This is a genomic window from Pedobacter sp. P26, from assembly GCF_050632135.1.
GTDB lineage: Bacteria > Bacteroidota > Bacteroidia > Sphingobacteriales > Sphingobacteriaceae > Pedobacter.
In genome coordinates, this window is sequence record NZ_CP192574.1 from 5,048,688 (window position 1) to 5,062,935 (window position 14,248).

Sequence of the window (14,248 nt, forward strand, 5' to 3'; positions counted from 1 at the left end):
TCAATAATTAAGTGTTAAACCAGCGCCAAAACCCATATCGCTATCATAGTGGGCAGAAATACCCATGTATTTTGTGGTAATAAATTTAAGTCCGCCCATAAATTCTTTATCGCTGTTTACCATAAAGCTTGCCCTTAATCGTTTAGAAACCGGTATATCTTCCCGCATCAACTGCAAGCGAACATTACCATCGTGATAAACTTCTGCCTGCGCGATTACCAACATGGGCAAGGTGTAGGCAAGCCCTACACTAAACATACTTCTTTTATCCTTTGTGCTTTTCTGGCCAAAAATATTGGTTTCGGGTTCACCAGCTTCCATCTTCCGGTAACGCCAATCAAAACCCACAAAAGGCATTAACCACTGCATCCTATCTACGTACCGGCCAATATGGGTTTCGGTTTCAAAGCCGTGCATTTTATTATAGCCCAATCGCCATTCGGCTCCAATGCTCCAGCGCGTATTTGCCAACATAACCATACCGTCGTTTCCGTTGCTGGCAAAATCGTTTTCGGCCATAAAATGAAACATCCTGTCATCGGCAAAAAGTTTTCGCTGTGCCAATTTAGGGTTCGGGATTTCGGGGTTTAACGGTGAGTTTTCATAACTAAAAATCTTACCCATTCCACTCATCATGTGATACAAAATATGGCAGTGAAAAAACCAGTCACCACTTTCTGAAGCGCTAAACTCAATGGTATCGCGTTCCATTGGCATAATATCGAGTACATTTTTTAAAGGGGCATAATCCCCCTGGCCGTTAATTACCCTAAAATCGTGCCCATGCAGGTGCATAGGGTGCCGCATCATACTATTATTGTATAAAATGATCCGCAGGTTTTCGCCTTTTTTGATGAGGATTTTATCTTCTTCAGAGATGGTTTTATGATCCAAAGTCCAAACATAACGGTTCATGTTGCCCGTTAACTGAAACTCCATTTCACGGGTTGGGGCTTTAGATAAAACCGTTTTTTCCGGCGAGCGCAACATATCATAATTCAATGTTGTCATAGGGCCTTTTGCGCCTTTGTCGCCCCCCATATTATGGGCCTTGTGTGCATCAGCAACAACAGTATCAGTCCCCGTATCATCCAGTTCAGCATACATGACGGCATTCATATCCATCACCTGGTTCTGCATTTTCATGCCTCCCATCTGCACCAGATTACCATTCATATCCATCATTTCGTTCATCATTTTCATACCTTCGAAATATTTCAATTTGGGTAATTTTTGAGCAGCTATTTTTGGTCCACTACCCAGCCATAAAGAGGCCGATTGAGTACGGTCTTCGGGTGTGACCAAAAACTCGTAGCTTTTATTTTCAGGGACGGTTACAATAACATCGTATGTTTCAGATACGGCAATAATCAGCCGGTCTACTTCTACCGGCACTACATCGTTACCATCATTGGCAACTACTGTTATTTTACCGCCAGCATAAGTGAGCCAAAAATAAGTAGATGCTCCTCCGTTAGCAATGCGCAACCTTACCTTATCGCCTGCTTTGAGCTTGTTTGGTACCTGGTAATGATTTTTTCCGTTTACTAAAAATGCTTCGTAATATACATCACTCACATCCATGGCAGTCATCCTTTTCAGTTCGTTGGTGAGCTTTGTTTTAAAGTGTCCACCCTTTATGGCTTCGGCATAACTTTGTGTTGTACCTTTTTTATCGCAAACCAATCATTGGCATTGTGTAATCGCCTGTCAACTTCGTGAGGTTTCATATTGGTCCACTCACTTAAAACAACGGGTATCGTAGGGATCACAGGCTCTTTCTTTTTATTTAAGATCATCGCGCCGTACATCCCAATCTGCTCCTGCAGACCTGAGTGGCTATGATACCAATGGGTACCGTTCTGTACAATAGGAAAACGGTAAACATGGGTTTTATTGGGCTCAATGGGCATTTGGGTTAAATAAGGAACGCCATCATATTGATTAGGAAGAAATAGCCCGTGCCAATGCAATGAAGTTGACTCTTTTAGCCTGTTGTGCACATGTATTTCTGCGGTATCGCCCTCGGTAAAGGTGAGCGTTGGCATGGGTATTTGCCCGTTCACCGCAATGGCTCTTTTAGCTTTCCCGCCAAAAGTTACGGTTGTATCAGCAACATATAAATCATAGCGCACAAGCCTCGGCGGCTTATTGTTGCCTAAAGTTTCCACATCACTTGCTTTCCGGGGAGCTTTTTGGGCTCAGCTGCTTTTACCTCGTTATGCTGATGCTGGCCAAAAGCAAAACTATGGAGCAAAATACTAAGGCAACAAGCTAAAATAAATTTCATTTTGTAGCGTGTATTTTATTTAAGTACTTCGGCAACTTTACCACAGCTTAACATTTTATTACCATAATATGGATTTTTTATCGCCTCGTCTTCGCTTAGCCAATAGCTTTTCTTCATCGGACAATAAGCATAATAAACAGGCTTATCGTTTAGTTTTACCGCTTTTACCAAGGCATAAAAATCGGTTGATAAAGACGTAAAATGATCTCTTTGATGTTCGATATCTTTACTTTCGGCAACGTGTTCGGCATCAAATAATATTTTATCGCGTAATACTTTCGAAGCATTGGTTTTTTCATTGGCTTTTATCGCATTAATTAATGCAGTAGCCTTGGTGCCAGCCACGCTTGCGTTGCTGCTAATTAAGGCGTCCTTAACTTCGTAATAAGCTTGTAAAGGGCTAACCGGTGTTGCTTTTTCCTGGGCTGATACACTGCCAGCTATAATTAGTACAATAACCTGGATCGTACATAATTTAAATAAGGTTTTCATTGTGTGTTTAATTTTAAACAAACCTAGCGGTATGGCCTTTCATGATGTTATACTTTTACCGAAAATGTTTATATAATTATGTGTTTCGTGATCGGATCAAAGGCTGGGCATTAAGCCATTAGCAGTTAAATGGATTAAAACAATTATAAAGGTATTTCTACACTAGCAGTTACTTACGATATCTTTTTTTGTTTTTGGAAACGGATGTCCAGTAATTCTTCGGGAGCAGCAGTCCCGTTATCCGTTTTATCCCAATAGAAACCTGTGAAACAAGCAAGCACACCAAAATGTAACATAAACCGGTGCTTAAATCGGGATGCACGCTCCTACCGGGTTTATTAACAAAGGTTACTGCAAAAACGGCGAAACTCCTTAGTAATATCCCACGTTCATCCAATATCTATCTGATCCCTTAGGTTTAGATACAAGGGATTATGTGGCCTGCAAACCCTAAAAATGAAATACTGTATTGCCCACCTAGCCCTGGTTGCAGCGTTACCCTGCAGCAACGAGGTACGAGGCAGCGAAGCGTAAAAGCGGAAAACAGGAAAAAACCTTAATCTTAGCACCAAATTGCGCTCCCAACCCTGAACTGATTCATGCCTTTACCTTACCCGTCAAATCCGGTCAGGGCTGAAAGCTTCATATATAATTCATAGCGACAAATGAATTATCACTAAGCATGACAAATTACAGTTTATCTTCCGGTTCTTCCGTTCTACATGCTCTTCTTCCAATTTAGCAGTTACATTTTCCATCTTTAACCTATATTTGCAAATGCTTAAAAAAGAACGCTACAAACTTTTTGTAGAACATTTTTCGGCCAAGCAGCCTGATGCAGAAACCGAGTTACATTATAATAACCCTTACCAGCTTTTAGTGGCCGTAATCCTGTCTGCACAGTGTACCGACAAAAGGGTGAATATGGTAACCCCTGCACTTTTTCAGCGCTTTCCTAATGCTAAAGCCCTGGCCGAAGCTACTCCCGATATTGTTTTCGATTATATCAGAAGCATCAGTTACCCAAACAATAAGGCAAAACACCTGGTGGGCATGGCTAATATCCTGCTTAACGAATTTAACGACGTGGTGCCTTCGGGGATTGACGATCTACAGAAAATGCCAGGTGTTGGCCGCAAAACAGCCAATGTAATTGCCTCTGTAATCTACAATGCACCGGCAATGGCGGTTGACACCCATGTTTTCCGCGTAGCCAACCGCCTGGGTTTAACCAATGGCAAAACTCCGCTGGCGGTTGAAAAAGATTTAGTAAAAAACCTTCCGGAACACGATATCCACATTGCACACCACTGGCTTATTTTGCACGGACGTTACGTTTGTGTAGCCAGAAGCCCCAAATGCGATGTTTGCGAAATTACCTATATGTGCAGGTACTTCGAACGTTTAACTGCCCAAAACGAAAGAGATAAATTAAAAGCTTAAAAAATTATTTTCATTTTACTATTGACATTAGCTAAAAAACATTTACCTTAGCTAAATATATTAGTATTATAAATATCAACATTTAAGCATATTAGCCGATAAACGATTATATTTACGCAATCAATGAAAAAAGAAATGAGCACTGCAAATCCAGATAAATTAAAAGCCCTACAACTTACTTTAGATAAGCTAGAAAAATCTTACGGTAAAGGTACCATCATGAAACTTGGCGATTCTGCCATCGAGCCAATAGATTTTATTTCTACCGGATCAATCAGTTTAGATATTGCTTTAGGTATTGGCGGTATCCCAAAAGGCCGGGTAATTGAAATCTATGGTCCGGAATCTTCTGGTAAAACAACTTTAGCTACACACATTATTGCCGAAGCACAGAAGAAAGGTGGTATTGCTGCTTTTATCGATGCAGAGCATGCTTTTGATCAGTTTTATGCGAAGAAACTGGGTGTAGATACGGATAACCTTTTAATCTCTCAACCAGATAATGGTGAGCAGGCATTAGAAATTGCTGATAACTTAATCCGTTCGGGTGCTATAGATGTAATTGTAATTGACTCTGTTGCCGCTTTGGTTCCTAAAAGTGAAATTGAAGGCGAAATGGGCGACAGTAAAATGGGTTTACATGCCCGTTTAATGAGTCAGGCTTTACGTAAATTAACCGGAACAATTTCTAAAACCGGGTGTTGCTGTATTTTCATTAACCAGTTACGTGATAAAATTGGGGTAATGTTTGGTAACCCTGAAACCACAACCGGTGGTAATGCTTTGAAATTTTATGCATCGGTTCGTTTAGATATCCGTCGTATTTCACAAATCAAGGATTCTGACGAAGTTTCCGGTAACCGTGTTAAAGTAAAAATTGTTAAAAATAAAGTGGCTCCGCCTTTCCGTATCGCAGAATTTGATGTGATGTTTGGTGAAGGTATTTCTAAAAATGGTGAAATCATCGACTTAGGTGTTGATTTTGGTATCATCAAGAAAGCAGGATCATGGTTCTCTTACGGAGATACCAAACTAGGTCAGGGTAGAGATGCTGTAAAACAATTGTTAAGCGACAATCCTGAACTTGCAGAAGAACTGGAAATTAAAATCAAAGCCGAAGTAACCGGCGATAAATTAGCTGAAAAATAAGCCGGATCAATTCCGTTAAACATAAAAAAGCGCCCCAATTAAAAATCCGGGCGCTTTTTCTATCTTAGATGTGATTAATAACTAACCGAGATACCAAAGTTTACCGAGGTACCCCTCCCCTTTGAATAAAAGCCCGGTTGCATAAACCATTGTGCCCTTGCCGGGAAATAATCCTGGTTAAATATATTATCTATACCTAAGGTAAGTTTAGTATTCTTTTTCACCTGATAAATTCCCGCAAAACTGAATAAATGATACGCTTTTACAGCGCCTTCATTTCCATTATATATGCCGTTAGCATTTTTTTCAAATCTGTTACGTGAGTTGATACCGATATAGTTTAGTGTTAAATCCAACACCTTTAACGGACTATAGGTTACTGAAGCTGTAACTTTTGGCGCGGAAATACGGCGGCCATTGAGATACAAGTCGCCAGCATCGTTAAACTTTCCATTTTTGTCAATATCACGCTTGCCTTCTGTATAACTGTAACTTGCAGCTAAACCCAGCTGATCAAACAAATGGTAACCGGCTGCCAATTCAAAACCATAAATTTTTTCAGGGTTCCTTGCGGTATTAAATAAACCTGTAGCAGGGTCATAAACCACTTCAATACCTAACTTAGACGTACTGATATAACCCGATGCAGAAAATGTTAATCCGGCAATTTTACTTTCAAAACCAGCCTCATAATTATTAACCTTTACCGCATCAGTATTGATCTTATCAATGCTGTTTACTTTGGCATCGCGTAATGCCAGGCCAATATCCATTACGGAAAAACCCTGAGAGAAACTTACAAAGGGACTAAAAACATTAAATTGATTATACCGTAAACCCGCATTAAAAAGATAAGTACTGTATTTTAAATTGCCTCCGGCTACATCAAAAGATGGCGTAATGGTAACATTGTTTGCTCCGGTAGTTCTTAATGTCCGGTAATCATCAACTGCTATATTTACATTTTCGTAGCGCAAACCGGTTTTAAATACAAGCTTGCTTAAAATATTAAAATCTGCCTGTGCAAAAGGTGCTATGTTGGTCATATTCATCGTTGGTACCCATACCCTCCCATCAACCAGCGGTTGTGCGGTTTTATCTTTCATGAAATCTGCACCATAAGCCAGATTCATTTTCAAAAAGTCGAGGTTCAATATTGGTGTTTCCAAAAACAAACGTGCCCCCCTTTTATCATTTTTAGCAAGTGACTGCCCATCGCCTCCATCAAAACGCCCTAACGAAACATAAAATACGTCCTTTCTGGTTTCATAATAAACATCTGCATTCAAACTCGAATGCAGAAAGGTGCTATCTATCTTATACGATAGATTTAAATTGTGATTATAGTCAACCCCGGTCGGAATCCCAAGTGGTTTTCCAAGTACACCTGTTGCTTTCTGACCTGTTACCAGATTACCGTTTACCAAAGTAAAATTACTGTTCTGCAAACTGCTGTAGGTATTATAGGTAAGCTGAATACGTTGATTTTTTGCCGGTGCATAACCTAACTTAGCAAAAGCATTATAGCTATCGGTTTCGCCCAAACTGTAGTTTGGCCCTACCACATCACCTTTTGCATCTTTATATTCGCCGGTTTGTTCATACATTCCGCTTACCACGTAATCAAATTTACCCAGTTTTCCGTAGAACATTTGGTTAATCCGGCCACCTTCGGAGTTTTTGACTTTAACCAACGATCCGTTTAAATTAAGCTGGGTTTTACCACCAAACCTGGCTGCTGTATCCGGAACCATGGTAATGTAATTCACCAAACCTCCGGCAGCACCATTACCATAAATGGCTGTGGCACCTTTTACCACTTCTATACGCTCAAGTACTGAAGGGTCTATCGACCTCAAATCTACTTCTGCATTTCTTAATGGCGAAGATTGAGAAACACCATCTATCATCACCAGCATTGGGCGGCCCCTTAGATTTTGTCCTACATTATTCCCGGTTTGTGCTGTAGGCGCAAAACCTGGCACCTGGTTGGCTAGTATTGTGCTTAAATCTGGCGTGATAGCCATTTCTTTTTCCAGTTTTTTCTTATTTACAATACTAACTGAAGTGGTAATATTTTTAATGTTTTCCGGCTTTCTTGAAGTAGAAATTATCACATCATCCAGCGTATTGGCTACCGGTTCCAATACAAAATTAATAATTGTATCGGCCCTTACCGCCGCAATTTGCTGTGTAAATAACTTATATCCAACAGCATTTACCTGAATAGTAAACGGAACACCGCTTTTGATATACAAGGTATAATAACCTTTGCTATCAGCCTGGATTTTCTGGCCCGGCAAAGAAATGGTGGTGTATGGAACTTCATTTCTTTTATCCTTTATGTGTCCTTCAATCTTCACGTTTTGGGCATGTACCAAAAGAAGATTACATACGAAGATGGTAACGATGAGTATAGTTTTTTTCATCTATCTTTAATTTTCGGCAAAGATAGAAAATATACACTAATAAGAATAGGTCTAAATAAGAATTAGAATTTCTTCTTTAATTCTGGCTAAAAATGGCGCTGAAATCTTTGGTTACATATACAATAACCAAAAGTGCAGCAATAACCAGGACACCCAGAATAATTACACCCCAGCTTCCTTTAAGCTTGTTTTTATCTTTTCTGATCAACCAGTATAACAGGCCGATTAAAGGTACCGCACAAACAATCCAAAATATTAAAGATGCTCCGCTCATATTTGTATTTAATTTAATAGTTTTTATTGGTCCGAGGTCGGGTGTCCGAAGTCGGAAGTTTAAAGAGCAGATGAATTTCTCTTGATAATCCATCCGTTCCAGTTGCCAGTTTTCTGTTGGCGGTTTACAGTTTTTTGCCACGGAAGCACAGAAACACGGAGATACATTGCGTTAACAACCATAGTACGATTGCTTCGTTCCTGATAATGACGAACAAGGGAATTAATCAGTTTTCAGTTACCAGTTTACCATTAAAAGTTAACTACTCTAGGCAACTAACTATTGACTAATGAACCAATGACCAATGACCCAATGACCAATGAACCAAAACTAAAACTCCATCCGCGCCATTGGTGAAACATCCTGCCCTGCAAAATCCTGTTTCAGGTACTTCTGGTAACCTGCAATAGCAATCATGCCTGCATTATCCGTACAGTACTGAAACGCCGGTATATAAACATTCCAGCCCAGTTCATTGGCAGCTTGTTGCAGCCCGTTCCGTAAACCAGAGTTTGCCGAAACACCTCCTGCAATAGCTACTTCCTTAATCCCGTACTGTTTTGCTGATTTCTTTAATTTGTTCAGTAAAATCTGCACAATACTATATTGAACCGATGCACAAATATCATCTAAATTTTCAGCAATAAAATTAGGGTTTTCTTTTTCCTGCTTCCTGATAAAATACAGAATAGAAGTTTTAAAACCACTAAAACTAAAGTTCAGATCAGCGATTTGTGGTTCTGCAAATTTAAACGCCAAAGGATTTCCATGCTGTGCATGTTTATCAATCAGTGGTCCTCCCGGATAAGGTAAAGCCAGTAATTTAGCGGTTTTATCAAAAGCTTCGCCAGCAGCATCATCCAATGTTTCGCCAACAATTTCCATATCAAAGTAATCTTTTACCAACACAATTTGTGTGTGTCCGCCCGAAACGGTTAAACAGATAAAGGGGAAACTTGGCTTAGGATCATCAATAAAGTGCGCTAAGATATGCGCATGCATGTGATTGACAGAAATTAAAGGTATATTTAAAGCTAATGCAAAAGATTTAGCAAAAGAAACACCGACCAATAATGATCCTAAAAGACCAGGGCCCCGTGTAAAAGCTACGGCATTAATGTCCTGTTTTGTAACTTTAGCATTAATTAAAGCTTGTTGCACGGCAGGCACAATATTTTGTTGATGTACCCTTGAAGCTAATTCAGGTATAACACCACCATAATTTTGATGAATTGTTTGGTTTGCAATAACATTGGCAGTAATTTTGCCATTGTTACAAATAGCAACGGATGTATCATCGCAAGAAGACTCGATAGCAAGTATAACAGACAAATTATTAATATTTAAGCTGCAAAATTATTAAAAAACTATTTAAAATACTCCTTTGGGTAATCGCATCAATCATCTTGCTGCTTGCGCTTCTTATTTTTTCGCTACAATTTAAGCCTGTTCAAACTTATTTTGCGCAGAAAGCTGCCGCATACTTATCTAAAGAGCTTAAAACCACTATATCAATCAAGAGTCTCTATATCAAGCCTTTTAAATCTATTGTACTCGAAGATTTATTGGTTTTAGATTTACAAAAAGACACTTTATTGAGCACGCCTCAGTTTATGGTCGATATTAATCAATTATCTATCGATAAAAAGATCATTGATATCAGTACCGTTCAAATTAACGATGGCCAGTTTTTCCTAAAGGATTTCAAAGATAAGTCTTCTAATCTCGATTTTATCATTAACTACTTCGATTCTGGTAAACCTAAGGTAAAGAAAAAGAAAAGTAAGCCTTTTGATGTAAATCTAGGCCGCCTTATTTTAAATAAGTTTGCGTTCAGGTACATCAACTACAGTGCAAAAGATACCCTGCAGGGCAAAAGTGTAAACTTCGATAACGTAAACGTTAAACAGCTGAGTGGAATTTTTGAAGGATTGGACACAAAAAACCATTTGATTAAAACCAATATCAAAAACCTCACTTTTAAAGAGCGTAGCGGATTTTACCTGAAAAACTTAACCGCCCAAACCACGATAGACAGTAATGCCATAGAGCTGAAAAACCTGCTGCTCGAAACCAATCAGAGCCGTTTAACCAACTACTACCAGATGCGGTTTAAAAGCTATAAAGATTTTAACCATTACGTAGACAATGTACGGATGAAGGCTATTTTTAAAGATAGTCATATCACCTCCAGAGATGTTGCGTTTTTTGCACCTGAAATGAATACCATGAAACTCGACCTCGATGTTGATGGTCAGATTACAGGTTTAGTGAATAACCTTAAAGCCAAAAAATTATCATTAAGGACTGGAAAGGCTACACACATTAAAGGCGACTTTATTTTAAAAGGGCTTCCGAAATGGAAAGAAACTTTTATGGACCTGAACATCGAAATGGCAGGAACAAATAAAACCGATCTTGAGGAGGTGCTGGCGGGCATTACCAACAGCAAAAAGAAAATTGTTCCGGTAATTGTAAACAAATTTGGCAACATTAACTTTAACGGAAGTTTTACGGGTTTCCAAAACGACTTTATTGCCTACGGCGAATTTAAAACCAAACTGGGCCGCATCGTTTCGGATGTGAATATGAAAATCGATAAAAACGATATTCCGTCGTATACCGGGAACGTAAAAACCTACGATTTTAACCTGGGTAACCTGCTTGATGAAAAAAGCCTGGGCCGGATCAGCTCTTCTTTATATGTAAAAGGCCGCGGAACGGAATTAAAAGATTTAACCGAAAAAATAAACGGCGATGTAGATTATATCGACTTTAACAAATACAGGTACCGTAACGTAAAGATTGATGGCACCTTTGATAAAAAATATTTTGATGGCAAGCTGAGCATTAACGACCGAAACATTAAACTGGTATTTGATGGCGGTGTTAACCTGAACCCTAAACTCCCGGTATTCAATTTTAACGCAACCATTTCCAAGGCCCGTTTAAAAGCCTTAAAACTCCTGAAAGATTCGTTGATGGTGGATGCCAAATTTACCACTAATTTTTCGGGCACCAACCTGAATAACATATCGGGTAAGTTATTGATTGAAGAGATCAGGCTGCAAAATCCCAAAGGCATTTATACTGTAGATTCGGTACAATTAATGGCCAATGGAACAGGTGCCAGCCGCGTACTGGATATCCGGTCGGATATTTTAGATGCCAGTATTAAAGGTGAATATGATTTAAATTCTATTGTTTCTTACTATAAAGCCATCGCAAAAACCTATATCCCTTCATTAAAGGCTGATATTATAAAATACAAAAACCAGATTTTTCAGTTTAACCTGAAGGTTAAAAAATTCGAACCGCTGGCACAGATATTTGTACCAGGCCTGGAATTAGAAGAGGGCGCTACATTAACCGGAGATTTCGATTCGCGGAATAATACCGCCACGCTGAATGGTTTTGTAAAGAAACTAAAATACAATGGCATTATCGTAAACAATATCATCCTCGATGAAAATACCACCACACAACAGCTTCAACTGATTGTAACTTCTGACCGGGTGCAGCTTAACGACAGTTTATTTATTAAAGATGTAAACATTTCCAACATCCTTCGGAATGACAGTCTGGCCTTCAACGTAAAAATGTCGAACGCCGACGAAGATAATCAGCTCGATTTAAACGGACTGGTAGAGTTCACCAAAAACCAGGATACTACGGCAAGGTTAAGCGTATTGCCATCTATCTTAAAAATCAATAATGAAGAATGGCGCATCCAGGAGAAAGTACGAATTGTGCTGAACAATGGTAAAACCGAGATCAGTAATTTCGATTTAACCAACGGAAAGCAACAGGTTGTTATTGATGGATTAATTTCAGAAGACCCTAAAGATTTGATCAGCGTTGGCTTTAAAGATTTTAGCTTAAAAACCCTGAACCCTTTTACCAAAGGTTTTGGTGTTAAATTGGGTGGAAACGTTAACGGGAAGACTGATATGTATGGCGTATTAAAAACACTCAGGGTAACAGACGACTTAAAAATCGATTCGTTAAACTTTAACGATATCTATATCGGTACCTTAACCGATACCTCATCATACAGCAATGAAAGCCAAAAGCTTAATGTATTTACCCGCATTGTGGCCGACAATTCGGAGAATTTTAAACTGACCGGAAATCTCGATCTAAAAGAAAAAGTAATCGACCTCAGCGTTAAAATGGATGACAGCAAGCTCACTGTACTGGAGCCTTTTGTTAAACAACTGGTATCCAATTTAAAAGGAAATATCTCAGCTGATTTAACCGTAAAAGGTAAGTTAGACAAACCAGAAATTAACGGAACTTTATCGTTAGATAAGGGACAGCTGATGGTAAACTACCTTAAAACCACCTACGTGATTACCGATAAGGTTGAAGTAAACAATAGTGTAATTAACCTCGAAGATTTTGTACTTAACGACCTGGAGGGCCACGAAGCCACAGCAAGCGGAACCGTAGATTTAAATGATATTAACTACCCGACACTGAATGTAAAGGTGAATGCCAACAGCCTAATGGCCTTAAACACTACCGCGAAAGACAATTCCATCTACTATGGCCGGGCCTATGGCACAGGTGTATTTACGTTTACGGGGCCGACCAACAAAATGAAGATCGACATTAAGGCGAAAACGGAAAAAGGAACTATATTTAACCTACCGCTAAACAGCTCTGAAACCATATCGGATAAAGATTTCATTAATTTCGTGAGCCGCGATTCGACTGTCTTGGTTAAGAAAAGAACAAACTTTGATGGTTTAACCTTGAGTTTCAAATTAACCATTGATCCAAATACCACCGCGAACATATATACTACCCTGGGCAATTTAAGTGGCAAGGGTAATGCCGAGCTGGCCTTAAACATCAATAGTGTTGGTGATTTCGAAATGTCTGGCGATTATATTATTGAGACCGGAAGTTTTGATTTTACAGCCCAGGAGGTGATCAACAAAAAATTCGAGATCAGGCAAGGTGGAACCATCCGCTGGACAGGTAATCCTACTGCCGCACAGATTAACTTAAAAGCGGTATACGCGTTAAGGGCAAGTTTGAACGACCTTTATAAGGCGGCAAACCGCGATGCCAGCAGCAATGCCAACCAAAGGGTAAATACCGAGGTAGAGATGGGCTTAACAGGTTTACTGCTAAAACCGGATATTAAGCTCGATATCAATTTCCCTGCACAACCTTCAATTAAAGAAGAATTGCAAACCTATTTTAGCGATCAGAACAACCTGAACCTTCAGGCATTCAGTTTAATTATCAGAAGAAGTTTCGCTCCCGGAAATGGCGGCCAGTCAATTGGGAACCAGTTGAGCTCAACTGCTACCAGTACGGCTACCGAATTGGTTTTTAATCAGTTTAACAACGTACTTTCTTCGTTAAACTTAAACTTTGTCGATTTGAACGTACGTTCGTTAAGCGAGGCCAACGCATCGTTTAAATTCTTTAACGATCGTTTAATTATTAATGCCGGTATTGTAGACCGGAATAGTGCCAACGATTTTACCGTTATCGATTTCTCTAAAGATAATGTAGGCAGAGAGGTTGAGGGACTTTTCCTGATAAAAAAAGATGGAAGCCTGACGGTAAAAGCGGCAAATAAACCACCCACGCAACAGAGTATATTCTTAAACAGCGGGATTAGTTCAACCGCAAACGTAACCTCTTTCGGTCTGGTATATACCCAGCAGTTTGATACTTTTAAGGAGTTTATTCAGAAAATTTCTGGTGCTTATCGCCGGAACCTGAAAAGGAAACAGGGGGATACACCGGTTAAAACGAATAAATCTATTAATAAAGAAGCGATTATCAATCAGAGTAAAGGGAACCAAAGGAGGTAGACCGATTGTTCATTTGTTCATTGGTCAATAGTTCATTGGTATGGGCGAGAGCGTCATTTGCGCACAGGCCGGAACTTAATGCCTATTGCATCCTGGTTTTGAATTAATAAACAACCGTGCAACATAGATTCTGACCACGATTAGCTATTAGACCATTGAAAACAATCAATGCAACTAATAAAACAAGTTCAGGAGGACGAACCGCATGATGATTAATCGACACCAGGGGGCTTACATGATCTTATATTTCTTATATGGTTAAAAATCGGTGGCTATTTAGGTTAAGTATAAAGATCCTTCACTGCTTGCAGAATGACAAAATTTGCTTTCGGAT

Annotated in this window: 9 protein-coding genes; 3 read left to right on the forward strand and 6 right to left on the reverse strand. The window is 39.3% G+C overall.

The features are described 5' to 3' along the window. From ACQ86H_RS23355 to ACQ86H_RS23365, 3 genes are all read right to left on the reverse strand, one after another. Positions 1 to 1,686: a multicopper oxidase family protein gene (locus ACQ86H_RS23355; RefSeq protein ID WP_431292672.1), complete on the reverse strand. Its 1,686-nt coding sequence runs from the start codon at positions 1,684 to 1,686 to the stop codon at positions 1 to 3. Then, the gene (locus ACQ86H_RS23360; RefSeq protein ID WP_431292673.1) at positions 1,638 to 2,171 is read right to left on the reverse strand and encodes a multicopper oxidase domain-containing protein; all 534 of its coding nucleotides are present in this window, start codon (positions 2,169 to 2,171) and stop codon (positions 1,638 to 1,640) included. Before ACQ86H_RS23360 ends, ACQ86H_RS23355 begins: the two co-directional genes overlap by 49 nt. Before the next feature lie 134 nt (positions 2,172 to 2,305). Next, positions 2,306 to 2,782, reverse strand: a complete 477-nt coding sequence (locus tag ACQ86H_RS23365; RefSeq protein ID WP_431292674.1) for a DUF3347 domain-containing protein — start codon at positions 2,780 to 2,782, stop codon at positions 2,306 to 2,308. A gap of 777 nt (positions 2,783 to 3,559) precedes the next feature. Between ACQ86H_RS23365 and nth the strand changes: the two genes are divergently transcribed. Beyond that, the gene (gene nth / locus ACQ86H_RS23370) at positions 3,560 to 4,225 is read left to right on the forward strand and encodes an endonuclease III (RefSeq protein WP_029280284.1); all 666 of its coding nucleotides are present in this window, start codon (positions 3,560 to 3,562) and stop codon (positions 4,223 to 4,225) included. A 135-nt stretch (positions 4,226 to 4,360) separates the two neighbouring features. Then, a complete protein-coding gene (gene recA, locus ACQ86H_RS23375) occupies positions 4,361 to 5,374 on the forward strand; it encodes a recombinase RecA (protein WP_057935221.1) in 1,014 nt (337 codons plus the stop codon). Positions 5,375 to 5,448: 74 nt separating this feature from the next. Here recA and ACQ86H_RS23380 read toward each other — a convergent pair whose 3' ends face one another. The 3 genes from ACQ86H_RS23380 to tsaD all read right to left on the reverse strand — a co-directional run bounded on the left by ACQ86H_RS23380 (position 5,449) and on the right by tsaD (position 9,409). Continuing rightward, positions 5,449 to 7,803 carry a TonB-dependent receptor gene (locus ACQ86H_RS23380; protein ID WP_431292675.1) on the reverse strand — a complete coding sequence of 785 codons (2,355 nt, stop codon included), beginning with the start codon at positions 7,801 to 7,803 and terminating at the stop codon, positions 5,449 to 5,451. Positions 7,804 to 7,879: 76 nt separating this feature from the next. Beyond that, the gene (locus ACQ86H_RS23385; RefSeq protein ID WP_138820261.1) at positions 7,880 to 8,077 is read right to left on the reverse strand and encodes a hypothetical protein; all 198 of its coding nucleotides are present in this window, start codon (positions 8,075 to 8,077) and stop codon (positions 7,880 to 7,882) included. Positions 8,078 to 8,407: 330 nt separating this feature from the next. Next, complete coding sequence (gene tsaD / locus ACQ86H_RS23390) at positions 8,408 to 9,409, reverse strand: tRNA (adenosine(37)-N6)-threonylcarbamoyltransferase complex transferase subunit TsaD (protein WP_138820259.1); 1,002 nt, start codon at positions 9,407 to 9,409, stop codon at positions 8,408 to 8,410. A 74-nt stretch (positions 9,410 to 9,483) separates the two neighbouring features. Here tsaD and ACQ86H_RS23395 point away from each other — a divergent pair, with 74 nt between their 5' ends. Continuing rightward, positions 9,484 to 13,914, forward strand: coding sequence for a translocation/assembly module TamB domain-containing protein (locus ACQ86H_RS23395; protein ID WP_431292676.1), 4,431 nt, complete (start codon positions 9,484 to 9,486; stop codon positions 13,912 to 13,914). Positions 13,915 to 14,248: the final 334 nt, after the last annotated feature.